Origin of the sequence: Blastopirellula marina (assembly GCF_002967715.1) — a bacterium.
GTDB classification, from domain to species: Bacteria; Planctomycetota; Planctomycetia; order Pirellulales; family Pirellulaceae; genus Bremerella; species Bremerella marina_B.
In genome coordinates this window covers 1-21,515 of sequence record NZ_PUIA01000026.1, presented here as the reverse complement: position 1 = coordinate 21,515, position 21,515 = coordinate 1, and the positions used below count along the sequence as shown (strand labels likewise).

Genomic DNA, 21,515 nt, shown 5'->3' with positions numbered 1-21,515 from the left:
ATGATTCAACAAGAAACAAGACTGGCCGTCGCCGACAACACCGGAGCGAAGGAAGTCATGTGCATTAAGGTTCTCGGTGGAACGCGTAAGCGTACCGCTGGCCTGGGTGACGTGATTATCTGCTCGGTGAAGGAAGTTGTGGCAGGTGCGGACGTGAAGAAGAAGGCCGTTGTTCGTGCCGTGATCGTTCGCTGCAAAAAGCCGACTCGTCGTCCAGACGGAAGCTACATCCGGTTCGATCGCAACGCGGTCGTACTGATTGACAAAGACAATAATCCGCGTGGCACGCGTATTTTCGGTGCGGTCGCTCGTGAGCTGCGAGATCGCAAGTTCATGAAGATCGTCAGTTTGGCCAGTGAGGTGGTCTAATGCATATCAAAGTTGACGACACCGTCGAAATCATCACCGGCGCCGATGCGGCCAGCGAACTTCGTGGCAAGGTCCTGAAGGTCTACCCTGAAAAGGGCAAGATCCTCGTGGAAGGCGTGGCTAAGGTTTACAAGCACGTCAAGCCAAGCCAGCGTAACCCTAAGGGGGGCAAGCTGTCGAAGGAAATGCCAATCGACATTTCCAACGTCATGCTGGTTTGCACCGAGTGCAAGGCCCGCACCAAGACCGGTGCCAAGATCAAAGAGGACGGCAGCAAGGTTCGGTACTGCAAGTCATGCAATGCCGAAATCGGCCAGCTGAGTCCGGCCAAGAAGAAATAATTACTGCCTGGCGGCAGTCCCAAGTCAAAAGGCGTGAGCCGGTAATCGTTCGAGATAAGCCATGAGCAAACCACGACTTCAAGAACAATACGAAAACGAAGTGCTTCCCGCACTGGCTGAAAAGCTCGGTCGTAAGAACCCGATGAACCTGCCTCGCTTGCGGAAGATCGTCGTCAACATGGGTGTTGGTACCGCCGTCACCGAAAAGAAACATGTCGACGAAGCTGCGGAAGCCATGTCGGAATTCACCGGCCAGCGCCCGATGATCTGCCGTGCTCGTAAGAGCGTCGCCGCTTTCAAGCTGCGTGAAGGCATGCCGATCGGCGTGAAGGTCACCCTTCGTCGTCAACGCATGTACGAGTTTCTGGACCGCCTGGTCTCGCTGGCCCTTCCACAGGTTCGCGACTTCCGTGGTGTGAACCCCAAGAGCTTTGACGGCAACGGCAATTATACGATGGGCCTTACCGAGCAGATGGTGTTCCCGGAATTGAACCCGGACAAGTACACCCGTCAGCAAGGTATGGACATCACCTTCGTCACTACCGGGGCAACCGATGACGAAGCTCGCGAACTGCTTGCTCTGTTGGGCATGCCGTTCCAGCGGGAAGATCCTAAAAAGAAGAAGACCGCCTAAGTCGTAGTGCTTAGACCGGACCGTATAAAGAACGTTTACTCAGTCGATTCGTTTTCCAGGTAGGAAATCCTCGTGGCAAGCAAGTCAAAAATCGCCAAGGCCAATCGCGAGCCGAAGTTTTCGTCTCGGCGTGAACGTCGCTGCACTATGTGCGGTCGACCACGTGCCGTGTACCGAAAGTTTGGTGTCTGCCGTATTTGTATTCGCAACTTGGCGGATCGAGGGCTGATTCCAGGTTTACGCAAGGCGAGTTGGTAAGGGGACCCGAAGTATTATGATGACCGACCCTATCGCCGACATGTTGACCCGTATTCGCAATGCGGTTCGCGTCGAGCACCCACACGTTGAAATGCCCACGTCCAAAGTCAAACGCGGTTTGGCCGACGTGTTGAAGCGTGAAGGCTACATCTGGGACTGGGTAGAAACCGAGGACCATCCGGTGAAGCAGATTCGCTTGGAACTGAAGTACGGCCCCAGCGGGGAACGCGTGATTCAGCACATCAAGCGTATCAGCAAGCCTGGTCGTCGAATTTATTCCAAGTCGACCGATTTGCGTCCAATCCTCAATGGCATGGGTATCACCGTGATCAGCACCTCCAGTGGTGTGATCAGCGATCGTGAAGCTCGCCAGAAGAAGATCGGCGGCGAAGTATTGTGCGAAGTCTGGTAGTTACCAGCTCGTAATCCATTCATCCACCAGGACAGTCTCCTTCGCAGAGACCCATTGCCTAAGATAGGTTAAGAAAATGTCCCGACTAGGTAGAAAACCAGTTGCCCTGCCTGAAAAGGTCAAGGTTTCGATCGACGGTCAAACCGTCAACATCGAAGGCCCCCTCGGCAAGCTTTCGTACACTGCCAATCCTGTCATCACCATCGAACTGAGTGAAGACGAAAAGGAAGTGGTTGTCTCGCGAAAGGAAGATACCCGAACCGGTAAGGCCATGCACGGCCTGACCCGGGCCCTAATCTCCAACATGGTCGAAGGTGTGGACAAGGGTTACGAAAAGCGATTGGAAGTTGTAGGCGTTGGTTACTTGGCGGCTATCGCCGGCGACATCCTGCAGCTTCGCGTCGGTTTCGCCAATGAAGTTCATAAGAAGATCCCCAAGGATCTCACCGTCACTTGCCCAGACCAGACCCACATTCTGATCAAGGGTATCGACAAGCAACGCGTCGGTCAGTTTGCTGCCGAAGTGCGTGCCAGCCGTAAGCCTGAGCCTTATAAGGGCAAGGGTGTCCGCTACCAAGGCGAACGCGTTAAGCTGAAGCCTGGTAAGGCCGCTGGTAAGTAATCGGTAAATAACCACGTTAATTGAAGTCATCGTGTCGCGGCTGTTACCGCGGCACCCACGAGGCTAGTTGAGTCGTGAACAAGCAAAAATTCATTGCCAAGCAGCGGAAGCGTCGGAGCAATCACGTCCGTCGAAAGGTTCGTGGCAACGCAGAACGTCCGCGTCTGACCATTTACCGCAGCAATAACAACATCTATTGCCAGATCATCGATGACGAAGCAGGTCGCACCTTGGTGTCGGCTTCTTCCCGCGACAAAGATCTGCGTGCGGATGCTACTGCTGGCAACTGTGAAGCCGCCGCGAAGATCGGCAAGGCCATCGCCGAAAAGGCATTGGCTGCCGGGCTGAAGCAGGTTTGCTTCGATCGTGGTCACTTTCGCTATAACGGACGTGTTGCCGCACTGGCATCGGCCGCTCGCGAAGGTGGATTGGACTTCTAGTAGATAACTAAGTCATTTCAAAGCGTTGGGAAAACCCGGTCCTCAGATCGGTAACATCCAAACGGGAGAGCCAATACCGTGGCGAAAGATTCTGGCAAAGGCGGATTCGTCGAAAAGGTCGTGAAGATCAAGCGTTGTGCCGCCGTGGTCAAGGGTGGTCGTCGTTTCAGCTTCGCGGCAATGGTCGTCATTGGTGACGGCAAGAGCAAGGTCGGTTGGGGCTATGGCAAAGCCAACGAAGTCCCACCGAGCGTTCAGAAGGCCGTCAAGCAAGCTGAACGCAAGATGCTGGAAGTGCCGATCGTTGAAGGCTCGATCCCGCACAAGGTGATCGGTACTTTTGGTGCCGGCCGCGTGGTTATGCTTCCAGCTCACCCTGGTACCGGTATCATCGCTGGTGCTTCGGTTCGTGCCGTCTGCGAAGCTGCAGGGATCCACGACGTTTTGACCAAGAGCTTTGGTTCGACGAACCCAGTCGTTCTGGTGAAAGCCACCCTGAACGCACTGGAACAACTGCGAACCAAGGAAGAAATTCAACGCCTGCGAGGAGTTGCTGTCTAATGAGTTTGCACGATATCAACCAAGGCGTTCAAAAGAACAAGCGTCGCCAACGTATCGGACGTGGTTCCGGTAGCGGTTGGGGCAAGACTTCGCAACGCGGTCACAAGGGTGCTCGTAGCCGTGCTGGTTGGTCGAATCGTCCGACTTTCCAGGGTGGTCAAACCCCGATCGTTCGTCACGTGCCTAAGCGTGGTTTCAACAACCGCTGGGCACTGACGGTTGCTGCTGTCAACATCAAGGACCTGAACGAGCTGTTCAACGATGGTGATACGGTCACCATGGAAACGCTCCGTGAAAAGGGCCTGTGCAAGCGTCGTTTCGATGAAGTTAAGATTCTCGGCGACGGTGAACTTTCCAAGAAGCTGACGGTCGAAGCTCATCGCTTCAGCGCCTCGGCAAAGGAAAAGATCGAAAAGGCTGGCGGTACCTGCAACACGGTCGTCCGCATCACCACGGTGGCTGAAAAGAAGGAAGCCGCCAAAGGTGCTAAGGCCTAGTTAAAAGCCAAAACACGACATGCCCACGTTGTTACGTGGGCATGTTTTTTGCGCAAGCAGTGATTAGCGAACCGCAAGAATGCGGAAATACGCTCGAATTTACGGATAGGACTCATTCGGGTGGTCTAGTCTGAGACACGCGGTTTGGTGTAAATTTACTCATCCGCACATCCCTGCAAACCATCGTTCATTGCTATGCCTGCTGACAGGCATTCATTCGAACTAGCCAAATCGGGTTAGATTGTCATGTTGGAAAAAGTACGCGTCCTCTTCACCATCCCCGAACTACGGACGAAGATTCTTTTGACGATCGGCTTGTTGGCCGTCTTTCGTGTCGGCTCGCAAATCCCTCTGCCGATGATCGACCAGCTCAAGCTGCAAGAGATGTTCGCTTCGCAAGGAAACGAAGGGGTTGCTGGCTTGCTGCAGCAAGTCTCCGTTTTCAGTGCCAGTGCGTTGAGCCAGATCACTATCTTTGGTCTGGGTATCATGCCGTATATTTCGGCGTCGATTATCTTCCAACTCCTCGGTACCGTCTGGAAGCCGCTGGAAGAGCTGCAGAAGGAAGGGGAAACGGGACGCAAGAAAATCAACGAGTACACCCGTTATGCGACGGTGGCTTTGTGCGTCATCCAGAGTTACTTCTACCTGGCGTCGATGACGGCCGTGGGTGAAGGGGGTGATAGTATCGTCAACCAGGCGTTCTGGACATCCGCAGAACCAGGCAATATCGATAAAAGCCTCTATTGGGGCTGGGCGATCGTCGCTGTGGCGATCATGACCTGCGGGACCGTCTTTTTGATGTGGCTCGGCGAGCAGATCGACGAGTTCGGCATCGGCAACGGTATCAGCCTTTTGATTATGGCTGGTATTCTCGCGGCAATGCCAGGGGCGCTGCTGGACCTGCTTTACAATACCAAGCCTGAGCTGACCAACTTCACGCGAGGGGAGTTTGGTATTGAAACCATTGTGGTGTTAGCGATCCTGTTTGTGGCTGTGATCACTGGTGTGGTCTTTATCATGCAGGGACAACGCAAGATCCCAATGCAGAGTGCCAAGCATGTTCGCGGTCGTCGCGTTTATGGGGGTACCCGCCAGTTCCTTCCACTGCGAATCAATCAAGCCGGTGTGATGCCGATCATTTTCGCGAGCAGCTTGCTGTTATTCCCACAGTTCATCTTCCAGGCTCTTGCCGGATGGACCGAATCAGCAACGCTGGCCAACCTGGCTGACGTTTTCGCTCGCGGACAAAGCTTCCTGTACATCGCTTGCTACATCGCGTTGATCTACTTCTTCTGCTACTTCTGGACGGCGATCACCTTCAATCCGAAGGACGTCTCGGAGAACCTGAAGAACTTCGGTTCGTTCATTCCCGGCTATCGTCCAGGTCGGCGCACGGAAGAATACTTGGAAAAGGTGATGGTTCGCATCACGTACGTGGGTGCAGGCTTCCTTGCCTTGGTGGCGATCATTCCGACGCTCGTTTCCGCGGAACTGGGTGTCTCGCCTCAGGTGGCAAGTTTCTACGGTGGTACTGGTTTGCTCATCGCTGTGAGTGTGGCATTCGACCTGGTCCAAAAGATCGACAGTCACTTGGTGATGCGTAACTACAAGGGGCTCATCGAGGGCTAACCCTTTCTCGCCAGGATGGCACGTCCCGCCTTTCCATTACCCCATGGGAAAGGCGGCTTCGATTTTGTGACTTCGGTGTCGATGATGTCCCACGTCGTTTACGCCCAAGCTGGACTGCGGTTTGGCCATGCGGATTATCTTTCTCGGACCTCCTGGTGTCGGCAAAGGGACGCAGTCCCAAAAGCTGGTCGAATTTCTGAACATTCCCCATATCTCGACGGGGGAAATGCTGCGGGAAGCGATCCGTAACAAGACAGAGCTCGGCCTGAAGGTCGCTGCGCAAATGGAGGGTGGCCGTCTGGCCGCGGACGAAATCGTCGTCCAACTCGTGCGTCAGCGTCTGGCTCAGCCCGATTGTCGCAACGGCTATTTGCTCGATGGCTTCCCCCGAACCTTGCCACAAGCCGCATCGCTTGATCTGGGCTTGGCAGTCGATGACGAAGCGGTTGATGCCGTATTGAACCTCACGGTCGATCAGGACGAACTCTTAAGCCGGCTGATGGCTCGCGCTCAGAAAGAAGACCGCGGCGACGACAACGAAGAGACAATTCGTAACCGTATGAAGGTCTACGACGATATGACCTCGCCGCTGATCGCCTATTACGAAGAGCAGCAGGTTTTGCACCGTATCGACGGGATCGGCTCGATCGACGAAGTCTTCGACCGCATCAAAACCATTCTGGAAGAAGTGGACCGAAAGAGAAACGCATGATCACGCTCCGCTCCAAACGCGAGATCGAGAAAATGCACGTTGCCGGGCAGCTCGTTCGGCAAGCCCACCAAAAAGTGGCCGAGCTGGTCAGGCCAGGGGTTACCACGGCTGAACTCGACAAGGCGGTAGACGACCTGTTCGCCGAAGCGGGGGCCATTCCGCTGTTCAAAGGGGTTCCGGGTAAGGTTCCCTTTCCTGCTGCCACGTGCGTTTCTGTGAACGACGAAGTGGTGCACGGCATTCCTGGCAAGCGAATCCTCAAAGAAGGCGACATCGTCAGCGTCGATACCGGTGCCAAAATCGGTGGTTGGTGCGGCGATTCGGCCTGGACCTATGCTGTCGGCGAGATCAGCGATGAAGCGAAGAAGCTGATGGAAGTAACCGAGCGGGCACTGCATGTCGCCATCGAGCTTCTCCCGGTGAAAAAACGCTGGAGCCAGGTGGCCAAAGAAATGCAGAATGTGGTCGAATCGGCCGGATTCTCGGTGATTACGACCTTGGTAGGACATGGCATCGGTACGACGATGCACGAAGAGCCCCAGGTTCCCAACTACGATTCGCGTGAGTTCCGGCAGAAAGGGGACTTTGACCTGCGACCAGGCCTGGTCATCGCTGTCGAGCCGATGGTTGCCGTAGGGCGGGAAGATCTCTATCTGCACGGTGACGGATGGACTCTCTCGACCAAGGATCATAGCCTGACGGCGCACTTCGAGCACACGCTGGCCCTGACTACCTCAGGCGTGCGCATCCTGACCGGCGATGATTAGGCAGTTGCTATGACGGTTCTCGTGGTAGGGGCTACCGGAGCGACCGGCAAGCTGCTGGTAGAACAGCTTCTGAAGCGAGGACATCAGGTTCGGGTAATCGTCCGCTCGCGAGATCGTTTGCCTGATTCGGTGCGTAGTCATCCCAGCATTACGATCGTCGAGGCCAACCTTTTAGATCTAGCTGACGAAGAGCTCGGGCAGCACGTTTCCGGATGCGACGCGGTTGCTTCGTGCCTGGGGCACAATTTGACATTCAAGGGGCTGTTTGGTAATCCGCGCAGGCTTGTCACCGATGCCACACGGCGTCTTTGCCGGGCAATCGAGCAGGCAAAGCCAACTGGCCGCGTCCGATTCGTACTGATGAATACCGCCGGCAACCGGAACCGGGATTTGGACGAGCCAGCCACGTTTGCCAATCGAATTGTCGTGGGCTTAATTCGTTGGGCGGTACCTCCACACGCCGACAACGAACAGGCCTCCGGCGTGCTTCGGCAAGAAATTGGAAAAAATAATTCCTCGCTGAGCTGGGTCGTCGTCAGGCCCGATAGCCTGGTCAATCAAAGCGAAGTCACAGAATACGAATTGGCCCCTTCCCCGACGCGGGATCCCATTTTTAATGCCGGAACCACCAGCCGCATCAATGTGGCTCATTTTATGGCGGATTTGGCCACAGATAGGGAGGTATGGGAGAAGTGGGTCGGTCAAATGCCAGTGATTTACAATCGTGAGGAAGCGTAAGTGGTTGGCCTGTTGGTATCCGCCGCTTAGCACGGGAGCGAAATGATTCTCTGGTCAAGAGGAATGAGCCATTTCACCCTTCGAAAACCGAACTTTTCATCATTCCGCCCCTTGCCAGTGGAAAAGAAAGTCGGGTATACTGTCCCGCTTCCCCAACGCCCAAGGTTTGGAAGTAGAGAGTCATGAAGGTAAGAGCCAGCGTTAAGCGAATTTGCGACAAATGCAAAGTGGTCCGCCGTCGAGGCCGGGTCTACGTCATTTGTGAAAACGCCCGTCACAAGCAACGACAGGGCTAGTTTTCCGTCTTGCCACGGTGTTTCCCCTTAATCTAAGGGTGGCCCGGGAGGGCAAAACGAAACATCGCACCACTTCGCAAATCGATAGCACAAAACATTTTCGGAATCATTTGCCCTGATTGGGCAGCCTTAGGAGATCACCATGCCACGTTTGCTCGGTGTGGACATTCCCAACGATAAGAAGACCTGGATCAGCTTGACGTACCTGTACGGTGTCGGTCCAGCGGTTGCTCGTGAACTGTGCGTTAAGGTGGGCATCGATCAAGACCGCCCAGCTTCGGAAATTCACGAAGACGAACTGAGCCGTTTGGCTGGTCTGCTGGAAAGCGAATACACGGTCGAAGGTCCTCTTCGCCGTCAGCTTTCGCAGAACATTCAGCGTCTCAATCGGATCGTTTGCTACCGCGGTCTGCGACATCGTCGCGGTTTGCCGGTTCGCGGCCAACGTACCCGAACCAATGCCCGTACCCGTAAGGGTCCGAAGAAGACCGTCGCCGGTAAGAAGGGCGTGAAGGATCTTCGTTAATCCGATCCTTCTTGATTTCCTTGAAGTGCGACGCAGCGATGTTTTGCTTCGTGCTTCTTAAATTGCATAACACATCATCATTCAGCTTCAAACGCTACGCCCGTTGTGGTGGGAGATAGTTAAGTGGCCAAGGTCGTCAAGCGAAAAACACGACGTAATGTCCAGCAAGGGACTGTCCATATCAAGGCAACCTTCAACAACACCCAGGTGACCATCACCGACAGCAAGGGTGACACGTTGTGCTGGGCCAGCGCCGGAACTTGTGGCTTCAAGGGAAGCCGTAAGAGCACGCCGTTCGCCGGTCAGTGTGCAGCTCAGCAAGCCGCTGAAAAGGCGTTGAAGTTTGGTCTGAAGGAAGTAGACGTTAAGGTCAACGGACCAGGCAGTGGCCGCGAAAGCGCCATCACTGCCCTGGCAGCCGCCGGTCTGACCGTCAAGTCGATCGAAGATTGCACTCCTATTCCGCACAACGGTTGCCGCCCCCCGAAGAAGCGTCGCGTCTAATACCACGACGTCTCTTTCCTGGCAACGTTTTCAGGCGGTCATAAGACACACATAGCAGCACAAAACGGAGCGAACTATGCATATTCGATGGCGTGGGTTGGAATTGCCGAGTGCGGTCACTTGCGAAGCCGAAACCCTCACCTCCAATTACGGCAAGTTCATTGCCGAACCGTTTGAACGCGGTTTCGGTGCCACCATCGGCAACAGCATGCGACGCATCCTGCTCTCGAGCCTCGAGGGTGCGGCGGTCACGCAGATCAAAGTCCGTGGTGCCCAGCACGAATTTACCAGCATTCCTGGCGTTGTCGAAGATATGACCGACATCGTTTTGAATGTAAAGTCGGTTGTCGTTAAGAAGCACTCGGAGATGACCAAGGTCATCACCATCGAAAAGCAAGGCCCTTGTGAGATCACCGCCGGAGACATCCAATGCGATGCCGACGTCGAGATCATCAATAAAGACCTGCACCTGTGCACCGTTACCGGCGAAATTCCATTCATGATGGAAATGGTCGTTGAGTCGGGTCGCAGCTACGTTCCTTCGACCGAGCACAGCTCGAACGAACACGAAATCGGTATCATTCCGGTCGACGCTGTTTTCAGCCCGGTAACCCGCGTTCGTTATACCGTCGAAGAAACTCGCGTTGGTCAGAAGACCAACTACGATCGCCTGATTCTGGAAATTTGGACCGATGGCTCGGCTCATCCAGAGATGGCTTTGGTCGAAGCTGCCAAGATCCTGCGAAAGCACCTCAACCCGTTCGTTCAATACAACGAACTGGGGGCCACGATCAACATGCCTAGCCGTTCGACCCCCAGCGGGTTGGATCCGGTGATGGAAGCCAAGCTCAACATGAGCCTCGCTGAATTGCACCTTTCGGTTCGTGCATCGAACTGCCTCGAATCGGAAAACATTCATACGGTTCGCGACTTGGTTCGCCGTACCGAAGACCAACTGATGGAAGTCCGCAACTTCGGTGAAACTACCCTGACCGAAGTTCGCGAGAAGCTGAAGGAATACAACTTGCACCTGGGCATGCGAGTGCCGCCAGCTGCAAGCCCGATGCACTAAATCGGACAACCCATTCCAAAATATCCCTGCCTTACACGGCACTGACAACACTCAAGAAGTACCATGCGACACCTAAAAAAAGGTCGACGACTCGGACGCTCGGCGAGCCACCGCAAGGCTCTGTTCCGCAATATGGCCAGCAGCCTGCTGCTGACCGAACGTCCTGACGACGTCAACGAAAGCTACTACCTCTACAGCGATTACCTGGCTGCCGATACTCCAGGGACCGGGCATAACACGCCTAAGGTCAAGGGGCGCATTGTCACGACCGTGCAGAAGGCGAAGGAACTGCGTCCTTACGTCGAAAAGTGCATCACGGTTGCCAAGAAGGCTTTGCCACACCTTCGCGAAGCTCAAAAGTTCGCGACCAAGGCCAAGCCAAATACGCCTGAATACAAAGAATGGCGTGAGAGCGAACAATGGCAGAAGTGGAACGCTGCCATGGCACCTGCTGTTGCTGCTCGTCGCCGTGTAGTGGCTTTGCTGGGCAACCAGCGTGCTGTCGAAATCTTGTTCGACGAAGTCGCTCCTCGCTTCGAAGACCGCGATGGTGGTTACACTCGCATCCTGAAGTTGGCCAAACCACGTCTGGGTGATGCTGGTATCCAGGCCATCCTCGAGTTTGTTGGCAACGATCGCGATCGCGTGAAGACCGAAGCCGAACGTCCTGCTTTCGATAGCGACGAGCAAGCGGCACCCGCACCAGCTGCTGCAGCACCGGAAGCTCCAGCTGAAGAACCTGCTGAAACCGAAGAAAAGTCGGAAGGCTAAACCCCTTCTCGCGATTCGGATCGCCTGAAAATATCAAAACCGCTATACTCGCTTGGGTATAGCGGTTTTTTCATGGACGGACATGACGTGAAACGCTCTTCGCGGCCTAAGAAACGAAAGAAAGTTACGCCTGCTAAGAGCTCGGCGGCGAAGCAAACTCGCACCCCAGCGAAGTCTATGGGCCGTGTGCAGTTGCATAAATCTTCCGGCCGCCGTGGCTTCGATTTCACCTTCGCAATGCGGCTGCTGGTCAACGACATGATTGATCGGATGCCGGAACTGGCCCATATCGACATGAGCCGAGTGGCTGTTGCCATCGTGCAGGCGCGAATCGATTCGACCCACGGCGTCTTTGCAACCCTCACTCCGATGCGTTTCGAGCAGGGCTCTCGCTTTACGACTCGTCGCGGGCGAAAGTATTGTTGCCAATCACTATTGGATGAGCACGGTCGAGAGATGCTCTACATCCTTAGCTTCTATCTGCCTCGATTTCAGAACATGGATTTCTCAGAGAAGATGATCACCATCTTCCACGAGCTATGGCACATCAGCCCTGACTTCGACGGAGATATCCGACGTCATCCCGGCCGCTGTTATGCCCATTCGACGAGCCAGAAGGAATACGACGAGCACATGGCCGTCTTGTCGAACAAGTACTTTATGAAGAAGCCGTCCCCTGAGTTGTATGCGTTCTTAGAGCATGACTTTGCCAAGTTGTATCAACAGCGTGGTGGTATCTATGGCGTCAAGATTCCTCGCCCCAAGCTGATCCCCATGGCGGCTTAGACGCTGACCATTTGAGAAATCGATGTGCAATCGACGGAATCATCCAGTACGCTGAGATGATTCTTTTCAAGCGTCGAATCGTCATTGCTTTTTCAGTTCGATAGAGTTCAGCGTGTTCCGATATTCAGCTATTCTCGTAACGTGTGTACTTCTTCTCCTGGGTGAAGATGCGGTTCTTGGTCAGCAGCCACCACAGTGGCAAGACTTGGCGGCAGCAGCTCGAAGTACGATAGAGTATTCCCAACGCAAGCCTGTCCGCTGGGAGATCGCTTTTGAACTGTCAGATGGCAGCGAGATGGTGGTTGAAGTCATTGCTAAGCAAGAGCAGAGAAGGACGAGATTCCTGCGAAGTGTAGGTGCAGGGCCGAAGACTATTTTGGTCGAGATCATTGATGCCGACGGATTGTGGTACGTGACCGAGTCCAACGCACGCTACAAGTGTCTGCCTTACGAGGCCTGCTTTTCTGTTCCCGCCATGTACACGTTTCTCGCTCGGGGAGAGGTGCAAGTTTACGACGAAGCGATGGGCACGGTTGGCGAGTTCGAGAAACTGGATGGCGAAGTGGCTGTCTACCGCGTACCCCTGGCGGAAAAGGATCGAGGGATGCTTTATGCCGTGTACGAGCAGATGCTCAACGCGATGGCGATTGCCCCGGAACCCAATCCGGAGTTGGAGGAAAAGCTCAAGGGATACCGCGACTTTCTGGATAACGGTACGCAAGTTCGGATCAACACCCGAACCGGAGTGATCGAACAGGCGGGCGCTATGAAAAACATCTTTCGCGTGAAGTCCTTTCAAAAGCTGCGAGTGGTCAGCCCAAAAACGTTCGACGTTAGCGGCACGACATGGGAAGATCGAACCGGCAGGCTATTAGGAGAAGATGACGATTTGAGCGAAGTCATCCTCATTCAGCATAACCCTGCCACAGAGCCGGGGAGCGAGGGAGGGGATAAAGAGACCGTCATGCTGAATCGGAAAACAGGTGTCATGCGCCGGGTTCCTTTCGCCCATGGTGCAATTATCAGTGCATCTTTATCTGCGGATCACCAATATTGTTTTCTCACCGGATTGTTGCCATATGAGGGGCGGATTGGTGTCTTTGCGATCGACCTGGAAACGCAAGAGCACTTTCGATTGGGGAGCGATGCGATACTACGAGGCATGAACCTGGTGGCGGAAGTATCGCCTGACGATAGCTTTGTGGCCGTGTTGCAGATTGACTACGAGGCGGGCCCGCTGAAGTTCGGTTTACATTTGATCGATGTTGAGACCGGCGATTCGATGAAGATCGGCGAATCGCAGGATATGACCGATCTCGACTGGCTACCGGATTCCAGCGGCTTGGTGTTCACGCTGCGAGAGCACGATTGGCAACTCGATAAGTCGACATCTTTTGTCTGTCGCATGAATCTTGATGGCGAGGTTACCAGGCTGTGCCGCGGACAACAGCCACAGCTGTTAGCGGCCTCAGGGCGTATCCTTTTCAAAGGGGATGAAGACCTTTGGTACACGTGTGACTTGGAAGGAAAAGATCATCAGAAGGTCGGAGATGGTCTTGCAAAATTTGGCGCACCCTCAGCAGACAACGAGGGGAAGCAGGTCCTGATGATGAAATCTGGAGGACCTAAAGGTTCTCGCCCGTATGTTGTCGATGTCGAAACAGGTGACGCCAGGCCGGTTGAAGTTGGTTCTGGGGTATGGGCCAGGCCGCGTTGGTAGGTGGTACTAGATCCAATCAATTCGCCATCTTGCTATCGAGGGAAGTGATTGATGATTGACCGCATCGCCCCGACGATTCGCCCAAGTAAGGCCGTCCGCGGTTATCAACGGTGGCGATCTTTACTGTTTTTGCATTGGCCGGTTCCCGCTGATGCTTTGCGGGCATTGGTGCCTGGCTGCCTGGAGATCGATCAACACGACGGCGTTGCTTATGTGGGCGTGGTTCCTTTCGCGATGGAAGGGGTGCGCAATGCCTGGTGGCCAGAATGGGCTTCGATGGCATTCTTGGAAACGAACGTTCGAACGTATGTCTATCACGGAAGTCAGCCAGGCGTTTACTTCCTTTCGTTGGATGCGGCCAACCGTCTTGCCGTCTGGGGAGCTCGGCAGTTTTGGGGGCTCCCGTATTATCACGCCGAAATGAGCCTGGTTCGTACCGGAGATGAAGTTGTCTATCACACGTCACGCCAGGGCGGCAGCGTACGTCACAAGGTATGCTACCGCATTGGTTCCGCGATGGGACCTTCGCAGCCAGGGTCCCTCGAGTACTTCTTTCTCGAGCGTTATCTCCTATTCTTAGAGCATCGCGGTACGCTCTATTCAGGGCAGGTGCATCACGTTCCGTACCCGGCTCACGAGGTTGAACTATTGAGCGTTGAGGACTCACTCGTGAATGCCTCAGGCCTTATGACTCCTCCAGGACCTCCTGCTTTTGCGCATTTCTCGCCAGGAGTAGATGTCGAAATCTTCGGTCTTCAGTCAGTATCAAGAGCTTCTTGAGAGCAGACCGTGGTCATCTTCCCGCTTAGTGAGGGGAGCCTGGTGGGGGGATCTTCGGTCTGATCGTTAAAACCGGCCTGAATCACGTTGGCTGAGAAATAAGTGATCAAAAATGATCCTTCAATAAGGCCAATTCCATTCGTGAAGATTTATTCGCGACCTAAGTTTTTCTGATTGCTCATGTCTACCTCCTCGGGAGTGGTAGACATAGCTCTGGTTGAATCTCGATTCGAGGCGGAACGAGATCTCATAGAGAATTCGTGCGCTTATTTCACGGAAACAGAGAACCATGTCGTCCGCCCTGCCTCAACTCGATATCGCTTGGATGCTGATTTGTGCTGCTCTGGTTATGCTCATGCAGGGGGGCTTCTGTCTTTTGGAGAGCGGTTTGGTCCGCGCCAAAAACAGCTTCAATGTGGCATTGAAGAACTTGGTCGACTTTTGCGTGTCGGCGGCCGTTTTCTGGGTATTTGGCTTCGCGATCATGTTCGGTGCCAGCTATCACGGCTGGTTCGGTACCACGATGTTCTGCCCAGGTGAAGATTCTTCTCCCTGGCTGATGGCGTTCTTTATCTTTCAGATGGTGTTCTGCGGCACCGCGACGACCATCATCTCTGGTGCTGTTGCCGAACGAATTCGCTTTCGCGGTTACTTTATCATCGCCCTGTTGGTTTCTGGGGTCATCTATCCATTGTTCGGCCATTGGGCATGGGGCGGTGCGGCCGATGGCTCTGCTACTGGCTGGTTAGCAAAAGAAGGGTTCATTGACTTCGCCGGCTCGACGGTTGTTCACTCGGTGGGTGGCTGGGTCGCTTTGGCTGCAATTCTGGTCATCGGCCCCCGCATTGGACGCTTTGATGGTGATCGTCCTGGTATTCATGGTCACAACTTAACCTTAGCAACGTTCGGCGTGCTGATGCTGTGGTTTGGCTGGTTCGGTTTCAACGGCGGCAGCACGTTGGCGATGAACGACTCGGTGCCACTGATTATCGTCAATACAAACCTGGCTGGGGCGTTTGGTGGTCTGGCCTGCCTGGCTTGCTCTTGGGTCCTTCATCGCCGTCCGGATGTTGGCCACACCATGAACGGGGCCGTTGCCGGTCTCGTTGGTATTACGGCTTCGTGTCATATCGTGGCCCCTTGGGCTGCCGTTGTCATCGGATGCGGGGCTGGCATCATTTGTTGCCTGGTTACAGAGATTCTGCCGAAGCTGAAGATCGACGATGTGATTGGTGCTTTCCCTGCTCATGCTTGCGCAGGTGCTTTCGGAACTTTGGCGCTTGCTTTCCTGGCAGACCCCAGTCATTTCGGCGAAGGGATGACAGCGTGGTCGCAGTTTTTGATTCAGCTCAAAGGCGTCGCCACATGTGCTGCGTTGGCGTTTGGTGGTGGTTTTACCTTTATTTACGCGATCAACAAGGTGCTGCCGTTCCGTACGTCTGCCGATCACGAAGTCGCTGGTTTGAATATTTCTGAACATGGTGCAAGTACGGAACTGATTGACCTGCTGACCAACATGTCGCGACACCGCGAGCAAGGGGATTTCTCGCAGAAGGTCGACATCGAGCCGCATACCGAGGTTGGACAGATCGCCGCGGAATACAACCGCGTGCTCGAGTGTGTCAATAAAGAAATGAAGCAGCGTACCGAAGCCGAGGCTCGATTCCGCGGAATCTTTGAGAATGCTGTCGAAGGGATTTATCAGACGACGCCAGATGGTCGGTTCATGACGGTCAATCCGGCACTGGCTCGGATGCTGGGTTACGAGAGTCTCGTCGCTTTAACCGACCGTGTTACCGACATTTCGAGTCAGGTCTACGTCGATCCGAATCAACGTGCGGCATTCATCGAAACCTTGGACCAACAGGGAGTCGTCTTCGGATTTGAATCCGAGATCCGCCGTGCTAATGGCGAGACAATGTGGATTTCGGAAAACGCGTCCGTGCGACGCGACCTTGAGGGGAATGTTTCGTACTACGAAGGTACGATCGAAGATATCACTGAGCGACGCAAAGCACGGTACTTCGAGGCCGAGCGTAACGCGGCCGATGCCGCCAACCGCGCTAAGAGTGACTTCTTGGCGAGCATGAGTCACGAAATCCGCACGCCGCTTAACGGAATCATTGGCTTTCTCGATCTGCTGGCAGCTACCAGGCTGGAGAACAACCAACAACGATTTGTGGATTTAGCCAAGAGTTCAGCCGGGACGCTGCTGCACCTAATCAACGATATTCTCGATCTCTCGAAAATCGAAGCAGGCGGAATTGAGTTTGAATCTACCGAGTTCGTCATCCACGAATTGGTGGAATCGGTTCCCGAGATGTTCTCGCCCCAAGGAAGATCGCGCGGGCTGGAACTCAATTGCTGCATTGCTCCAGATGTTCCGCAGGCCGTCGTTGGTGATCCCGAACGAATTCGTCAGGTGTTGATTAACTTGTTCTCCAACGCGGTCAAATTCACCGAACATGGTGGAGTTAATCTGCATGTCACCCTGTCTGAAGAACCGTGTGGCCCGAAAATGGAGAATCAGGCAGTCGTTCAATTTGCCGTGGAAGACACGGGGATTGGTATCCCGCAAAGTCGACTCGATCGCCTGTTCAAAGCGTTCTCGCAAGTAGATGCCTCGACCACGCGTAACTACGGAGGTACTGGGCTAGGACTAGCGATTTGTAAACAGCTCGTGGAATTGATGGGTGGCGAGATCGGTGTCGATAGCGAAGCCGGTAAGGGGTCGATTTTCTGGTTCAGAATTCCTTTGCAAAGCACCCAGCGATCGACTTGCGACGTGATTCCAAATGTTCAGGGCCTGCGTGTTCTGGCGGTCGACGACAATCACATGAATCTGCAGGTGCTCAAAGAGCAGCTTCAATCGTGGGGCGTCGAAGCGACCACGGCTAGCAGTGGAATGCGAGCGCTTGATCTGATGAAGGAAGCAGCGGACAGAAACACACCATTCCAACTGGCCATTCTTGACCACATCATGCCAGAGATGGATGGTTTGACGCTGGCTGACCGAATCTATCAGCACGAAGAGTATCGCGATACCAAGTTGTTGATGCTTACGTCCTACGATCGCAATATTTCCAATGAAGAGCTCAAGCGATTAGAGATGACGTGCCTGACCAAGCCAATCCGCCAGTCACGACTACTCGATACGCTGGTCTCGCTGTCTGGCGGTCGGCGTTCTAGCGAGATGCAAGCTCGCTTGGAAGCGGAACAGAAGCCGCTCAACGATCGGCGTCATCAGGATGCCATGATACTTGTGGTGGATGACAATGAAATCAATCGGCTTGTTGCCCACGAGATTCTCCAGGCCGAAGGCTTTCGAGTCATGTTAGCTGAAAACGGACGAGAAGCAGTCGATAAGGTGAGTGAATCGGGCGTCGATCTGATTTTGATGGACTGCGAAATGCCCGAGATGGACGGCTTCGAGGCGACTCGCAAGATTCGTCAAATGGCATCGGTGACTCATGCACAACTACACGATTTGCCGATTGTGGCTCTCACCGCCCAAGCCATCAAAGGGGATCAAGAACGCTGTCTCGCTTCGGGCATGGACGATTACGTGATGAAGCCTGTCAATCGTCAGCAACTGATTCAAACCATCCTGCGGCAGCTTGATCAGCGAAAGTCGATCGTCGTAGAAGAAACTTCGGCGGTCGCCAGTCCGTATGTGAATTCAGACGAGCCGGCCACCGAGCATGAAGAGCAGATTTCGCTTGCTGAACTGCGCGAGCGGTGCGGTAATGACGATGGACTGATCCAGCGTGTTCTACAGAAGTTTGCCGTCAAAGCCAAGTCGGAGATCACGTTACTTGAGCAGCATGTTCGTGATCAAAACATGGAACAGGTAATCCAGGTGGCCCACTCCCTCAAGGGAATGGCCGCGAATGTTGCCGCTCAGCCAGTTTCCCAGGTTGCTGGAACCATTGAGTTAGCTGCCAGAGAGCAGCAGCCAGAAGGTTATGAACTCTTGTTGCAAGAGCTCAGTCAAAAGTTCGACACGTGCGAAGCAGCCATTTCTCACTTGTTGAACGAAGCGAATCGTGAGGAAGGAGAGCGATGAGCGTGGATACTCGCACTAGCATTTTAGTGGTCGATGATGACGACATAGCGCTCGATATGATCGAGAGTTATTTGACTCGGGAAGGCTTCCTGGTACACACCGCGATCAACGGTGTCGAAGCGGTCAAGATTCTCGAGGAGAATGAAATTCAGATCGTCGTGACCGACTGGGAAATGCCAATGATGAACGGCCTGGAACTGTGTCGCGAGATCCGGGGGCGTTTCACCGAGCATTATATCTACAGCATCTTGCTGACCAGTCGCGGGCGAAATGATGAAATCGTCGAGGGCATGGCATCAGGTGCGGACGACTTTATGGTCAAGCCCTTCAACCCACCGGAGCTCTTGGCGCGGATTAATGCCGGCGTTCGCTTGATTGGACTGGAAACCCGCGACTTGGTTATTTTCTCGCTCGCACGCCTGGCAGAATCACGTGACACGGAAACGGGCCAGCATTTGGAACGCGTGCGGCAATACTCGCGCCGATTAGCGCGAGAGATGTCGACGCTGCCTGGGTTTGCTCAGGTAATCGATGGTGAATTCGTCCGACTGATTTATCAAACGAGCCCTCTTCACGATATCGGCAAAGTCGGTATTCCCGATGGCGTCTTGCTCAAGCCGGGGAAGCTGACCAAGGATGAGTTCGAGATCATGAAGAAGCACACGATCCTCGGCGCGGAGACACTGGATGCAGCGCTCAAGCAATTCCCCAAGGCCAAGTTCCTGCAAATGGCCAGAGACATTGCGGTGGCTCACCACGAGAAATGGGATGGCAGCGGTTACCCTTACGGTTTAAGCGGCCTGGAAATCCCCCTTGCTGCACGCATTGTGGCAGTGGCCGACGTGTACGATGCTTTGACAACCCGACGCATCTACAAGGATGCATTTAGTACGGATTACGCGGAAGAAATCATTCGCGAAGGAAGTGGAAAGCATTTCGACCCAGAAGTCGTGCGGGCCTTTGAATCTTGCAAGGAAGATTTCGTGAGCTTTGTGCAGCAGTATTCCGACCCTATCGAGAGCAATAGTGAATTGACGTCGATCACTTGACGAGGGATGTATCCTGATCTGCGCGACGTTAAGATAGAAAGCTCCGGTCTCTTTTCTTCCCCCCTTCCCTTCTGACTTTCGCTTGGATCATGGAACGCCTAAAACTATCCATCGTCTCGTTAGGCATCTTGTTGCTTTTTACAACGCTTGGAATTGCTGACGGGCAAAATAAACCCAACTTGCCGAACGTTATTGTTGTGATGGCCGACGATTTAGGGATCGGCGATATCTCGGCGACCAATCCTAATTGCCAGATCAAGACACCTAGCCTAGATCGGATGGCTGCTGAGGGGCTGACGTTCTTGGATGCCCATACACCTAGTTCGGTTTGTACCCCGACGCGTTACGGCCTTTTGACTGGTCGTTACAACTGGCGTTCGCGTCTTGCAAAGGGGGTTTTGAGTGGAACGAGTGAACATCTGATTCCTGCCGATCGCCCAACTCTCGGTCATTTGATGAAAGCCGCCGGCTACCACACGGCCATGATCGGCAAGTGGCATCTTGGTTGGGACTGGCACAAAGAAAACGGCAAGATCGACTTCACCAAACCCGTTACCAACGGGCCAGATATTAACGGCTTCGATCAGTACTACGGCCATTGTGGTTCGCTAGATATGCCTCCGTACGTTTGGGTCGATACGGGACGCGTCACTGCCGTTCCCCAGCGAGAAGAAGGAGTGACGGCACAGGAAGATCGTTACGGCTGGTATCGCAAAGGACCGATCGGCCCTGACTTTGAAATCGAGCAAGTTCTTCCCCATCTGTTTGCCAAGTCGATTGCTTACGTCAACGAGCGAGCCAAGCCTGAGCACACAGGTCAGCCCTTCTTTCTGTACTTGCCGCTGCCAGCTCCGCACACACCCATTGTGCCGATCGCGCCTTTCAAGGATGCCAGTGGATTGAACCCATATGGCGACTTTGTCATGCAGGTCGATCATCATATGGGAGAACTGTTCGCAGCATTGAAAGCCAATCAGCTTGACGAGAATACATTGGTTTTCTTTACCAGCGATAATGGCTGTTCCCCTCAAGCCAACTTCCCGCTTCTTTTGGAAAAAGGGCACGACCCTAGCGCCGGCTTTCGCGGCCACAAAGCCGACATCTACGAAGGTGGACATCGGGTTCCCCTGATCGTCCGATGGCCAGGACACATTCCAAAGGGGCGCAAGACCAACGCCTTGGCATGTTTGACCGACATTTACTCTACTCTGGAGGAAGTTACCAACCAGCCTAGAAAACCTCTGGGGGGCGAAGATGGTTTCAGTCTGGTGCCTGCATTCGATGGAGAAGAGACGACCGGACGTGACTCGCTGGTCAGCCATTCGATCTCCGGGCACTTTGCCGTTCGACAGGGTGACTGGAAGCTATGTCTGGCTCACGGTAGTGGCGGATGGAGCGAGCCAAGAGAGCCAGCGGCCATCAAACAAAGTTTGCCTGCAATGCAACTCTTTAACCTGGCCAGCGATCCGGCAGAGCAGGAAAACCTTGTCGAGGCAAATCCCCAAAAAGTGCAGCAATTGATCCAACTGCTGGAAACGCAGGTCGAAAACGGTCGCTGTACGCCAGGAAAGAAAGTGGCGAACGATCGCAAGATTTCGTTTCTCACCGAAAGCATAAAGTAAGGAGCGGCCCTTGGTAGTGTTTTGTTGGGCTCGTCACACTCTCTAGGTTTGCTCAAGACAACTGGTCTCCTAATAGAGAGCAAATACCAAAAGGGCTTGGAGAGCGGCGGGATTCGGTTGGGTATGTATGTTGATCGAGAAAGATCGAAGTGTAATCCAAACCAGTTAGAAATTTGCGTCTGACTGGTCTCTTTGTTGCCGTAGCGCGCATGAAAAAACCTCTTCGAGCGTTAACTCGAAGAGGTTCTTCAATATAAATAAGGTAGTGACTTGCTTGAGTGATGGGTGGTCGTCCCACTTGAGGTTCGTATTGGGTTCGTGAAAACCACTTGAACCAAAA

Annotated in this window: 24 protein-coding genes; all 24 read left to right on the top strand. The window is 54.0% G+C overall.

The annotated features are described in order from the left end of the window. The 24 genes from rplN to C5Y96_RS08145 all read left to right on the top strand — a co-directional run bounded on the left by rplN (position 1) and on the right by C5Y96_RS08145 (position 21,175). Positions 1-369: a 50S ribosomal protein L14 gene (gene rplN / locus C5Y96_RS08260; protein ID WP_105351916.1), complete on the top strand. Its 369-nt coding sequence runs from the start codon at positions 1-3 to the stop codon at positions 367-369. After that, the gene (gene rplX, locus C5Y96_RS08255) at positions 369-710 is read left to right on the top strand and encodes a 50S ribosomal protein L24 (RefSeq protein WP_105351915.1); all 342 of its coding nucleotides are present in this window, start codon (positions 369-371) and stop codon (positions 708-710) included. Before rplN ends, rplX begins: the two co-directional genes overlap by 1 nt. A gap of 61 nt (positions 711-771) precedes the next feature. Further along, positions 772-1,344 (top strand): 50S ribosomal protein L5, encoded by a 573-nt coding sequence (gene rplE / locus C5Y96_RS08250; RefSeq protein WP_105351914.1) that lies wholly within the window; start codon positions 772-774, stop codon positions 1,342-1,344. A gap of 72 nt (positions 1,345-1,416) precedes the next feature. Then, a complete protein-coding gene (locus tag C5Y96_RS08245) occupies positions 1,417-1,602 on the top strand; it encodes a type Z 30S ribosomal protein S14 (RefSeq protein WP_105351913.1) in 186 nt (61 codons plus the stop codon). 13 nt (positions 1,603-1,615) lie between these two features. Then, the gene (gene rpsH / locus C5Y96_RS08240) at positions 1,616-2,014 is read left to right on the top strand and encodes a 30S ribosomal protein S8 (RefSeq protein WP_233198892.1); all 399 of its coding nucleotides are present in this window, start codon (positions 1,616-1,618) and stop codon (positions 2,012-2,014) included. Positions 2,015-2,090: 76 nt separating this feature from the next. After that, the gene (gene rplF, locus C5Y96_RS08235; protein ID WP_105351908.1) at positions 2,091-2,636 is read left to right on the top strand and encodes a 50S ribosomal protein L6; all 546 of its coding nucleotides are present in this window, start codon (positions 2,091-2,093) and stop codon (positions 2,634-2,636) included. 74 nt (positions 2,637-2,710) lie between these two features. Then, complete coding sequence (gene rplR, locus C5Y96_RS08230; RefSeq protein WP_105351905.1) at positions 2,711-3,076, top strand: 50S ribosomal protein L18; 366 nt, start codon at positions 2,711-2,713, stop codon at positions 3,074-3,076. Positions 3,077-3,154: 78 nt separating this feature from the next. Next, a complete protein-coding gene (gene rpsE / locus C5Y96_RS08225; protein ID WP_105351903.1) occupies positions 3,155-3,637 on the top strand; it encodes a 30S ribosomal protein S5 in 483 nt (160 codons plus the stop codon). Further along, on the top strand, positions 3,637-4,134 hold the full coding sequence (gene rplO, locus C5Y96_RS08220; protein WP_105351901.1) for a 50S ribosomal protein L15: 498 nt from the start codon (positions 3,637-3,639) through the stop codon (positions 4,132-4,134). Before rpsE ends, rplO begins: the two co-directional genes overlap by 1 nt. 246 nt (positions 4,135-4,380) lie before the next feature. After that, complete coding sequence (secY, locus tag C5Y96_RS08215; protein WP_105351898.1) at positions 4,381-5,766, top strand: preprotein translocase subunit SecY; 1,386 nt, start codon at positions 4,381-4,383, stop codon at positions 5,764-5,766. Between the two features lie 127 nt (positions 5,767-5,893). Beyond that, positions 5,894-6,478, top strand: a complete 585-nt coding sequence (locus tag C5Y96_RS08210; RefSeq protein ID WP_105351895.1) for an adenylate kinase — start codon at positions 5,894-5,896, stop codon at positions 6,476-6,478. Beyond that, positions 6,475-7,245 carry a type I methionyl aminopeptidase gene (gene map, locus C5Y96_RS08205; protein WP_105351893.1) on the top strand — a complete coding sequence of 257 codons (771 nt, stop codon included), beginning with the start codon at positions 6,475-6,477 and terminating at the stop codon, positions 7,243-7,245. Before C5Y96_RS08210 ends, map begins: the two co-directional genes overlap by 4 nt. Before the next feature lie 9 nt (positions 7,246-7,254). After that, on the top strand, positions 7,255-7,983 hold the full coding sequence (locus C5Y96_RS08200; protein ID WP_105351892.1) for an NAD(P)-dependent oxidoreductase: 729 nt from the start codon (positions 7,255-7,257) through the stop codon (positions 7,981-7,983). A gap of 182 nt (positions 7,984-8,165) precedes the next feature. Continuing rightward, a complete protein-coding gene (rpmJ, locus tag C5Y96_RS08195; RefSeq protein WP_105330843.1) occupies positions 8,166-8,279 on the top strand; it encodes a 50S ribosomal protein L36 in 114 nt (37 codons plus the stop codon). A gap of 142 nt (positions 8,280-8,421) precedes the next feature. Next, complete coding sequence (gene rpsM / locus C5Y96_RS08190) at positions 8,422-8,805, top strand: 30S ribosomal protein S13 (protein ID WP_105351891.1); 384 nt, start codon at positions 8,422-8,424, stop codon at positions 8,803-8,805. A gap of 123 nt (positions 8,806-8,928) precedes the next feature. Further along, positions 8,929-9,309, top strand: a complete 381-nt coding sequence (rpsK, locus tag C5Y96_RS08185) for a 30S ribosomal protein S11 (protein ID WP_105351890.1) — start codon at positions 8,929-8,931, stop codon at positions 9,307-9,309. 76 nt (positions 9,310-9,385) lie between these two features. Next, positions 9,386-10,381 carry a DNA-directed RNA polymerase subunit alpha gene (locus C5Y96_RS08180; RefSeq protein ID WP_105351889.1) on the top strand — a complete coding sequence of 332 codons (996 nt, stop codon included), beginning with the start codon at positions 9,386-9,388 and terminating at the stop codon, positions 10,379-10,381. 63 nt (positions 10,382-10,444) lie between these two features. After that, positions 10,445-11,152 carry a bL17 family ribosomal protein gene (locus C5Y96_RS08175; RefSeq protein WP_105351887.1) on the top strand — a complete coding sequence of 236 codons (708 nt, stop codon included), beginning with the start codon at positions 10,445-10,447 and terminating at the stop codon, positions 11,150-11,152. A gap of 87 nt (positions 11,153-11,239) precedes the next feature. After that, the gene (locus tag C5Y96_RS08170) at positions 11,240-11,938 is read left to right on the top strand and encodes a putative metallopeptidase (protein ID WP_233198881.1); all 699 of its coding nucleotides are present in this window, start codon (positions 11,240-11,242) and stop codon (positions 11,936-11,938) included. 112 nt (positions 11,939-12,050) lie between these two features. Beyond that, positions 12,051-13,658 carry a hypothetical protein gene (locus tag C5Y96_RS08165; RefSeq protein WP_146115569.1) on the top strand — a complete coding sequence of 536 codons (1,608 nt, stop codon included), beginning with the start codon at positions 12,051-12,053 and terminating at the stop codon, positions 13,656-13,658. A 51-nt stretch (positions 13,659-13,709) separates the two neighbouring features. After that, entirely contained in the window at positions 13,710-14,438 is a 729-nt protein-coding gene (locus tag C5Y96_RS08160; RefSeq protein ID WP_105351873.1) for a YqjF family protein, read from the top strand. Between the two features lie 289 nt (positions 14,439-14,727). Beyond that, a complete protein-coding gene (gene amt / locus C5Y96_RS08155) occupies positions 14,728-18,504 on the top strand; it encodes an ammonium transporter (protein WP_105351871.1) in 3,777 nt (1,258 codons plus the stop codon). A 2-nt stretch (positions 18,505-18,506) separates the two neighbouring features. Further along, positions 18,507-19,553: an HD-GYP domain-containing protein gene (locus C5Y96_RS08150; protein WP_233198880.1), complete on the top strand. Its 1,047-nt coding sequence runs from the start codon at positions 18,507-18,509 to the stop codon at positions 19,551-19,553. Between the two features lie 179 nt (positions 19,554-19,732). Beyond that, complete coding sequence (locus tag C5Y96_RS08145; protein ID WP_233198879.1) at positions 19,733-21,175, top strand: sulfatase family protein; 1,443 nt, start codon at positions 19,733-19,735, stop codon at positions 21,173-21,175. Positions 21,176-21,515: the final 340 nt, after the last annotated feature.

Coding starts and splice junctions, on each gene's coding strand:
- rplN (WP_105351916.1), top strand. CDS start 1: ATGATTCAACAAGAAACAAGACTGGCCGTCGCCGACAACACCGGAGCG.
- rplX (WP_105351915.1), top strand. CDS start 369: ATGCATATCAAAGTTGACGACACCGTCGAAATCATCACCGGCGCCGAT.
- rplE (WP_105351914.1), top strand. CDS start 772: ATGAGCAAACCACGACTTCAAGAACAATACGAAAACGAAGTGCTTCCC.
- rplF (WP_105351908.1), top strand. CDS start 2,091: ATGTCCCGACTAGGTAGAAAACCAGTTGCCCTGCCTGAAAAGGTCAAG.
- rplO (WP_105351901.1), top strand. CDS start 3,637: ATGAGTTTGCACGATATCAACCAAGGCGTTCAAAAGAACAAGCGTCGC.
- secY (WP_105351898.1), top strand. CDS start 4,381: ATGTTGGAAAAAGTACGCGTCCTCTTCACCATCCCCGAACTACGGACG.
- C5Y96_RS08210 (WP_105351895.1), top strand. CDS start 5,894: ATGCGGATTATCTTTCTCGGACCTCCTGGTGTCGGCAAAGGGACGCAG.
- map (WP_105351893.1), top strand. CDS start 6,475: ATGATCACGCTCCGCTCCAAACGCGAGATCGAGAAAATGCACGTTGCC.
- C5Y96_RS08200 (WP_105351892.1), top strand. CDS start 7,255: ATGACGGTTCTCGTGGTAGGGGCTACCGGAGCGACCGGCAAGCTGCTG.
- rpmJ (WP_105330843.1), top strand. CDS start 8,166: ATGAAGGTAAGAGCCAGCGTTAAGCGAATTTGCGACAAATGCAAAGTG.
- rpsM (WP_105351891.1), top strand. CDS start 8,422: ATGCCACGTTTGCTCGGTGTGGACATTCCCAACGATAAGAAGACCTGG.
- C5Y96_RS08180 (WP_105351889.1), top strand. CDS start 9,386: ATGCATATTCGATGGCGTGGGTTGGAATTGCCGAGTGCGGTCACTTGC.
- C5Y96_RS08175 (WP_105351887.1), top strand. CDS start 10,445: ATGCGACACCTAAAAAAAGGTCGACGACTCGGACGCTCGGCGAGCCAC.
- C5Y96_RS08160 (WP_105351873.1), top strand. CDS start 13,710: ATGATTGACCGCATCGCCCCGACGATTCGCCCAAGTAAGGCCGTCCGC.
- amt (WP_105351871.1), top strand. CDS start 14,728: ATGTCGTCCGCCCTGCCTCAACTCGATATCGCTTGGATGCTGATTTGT.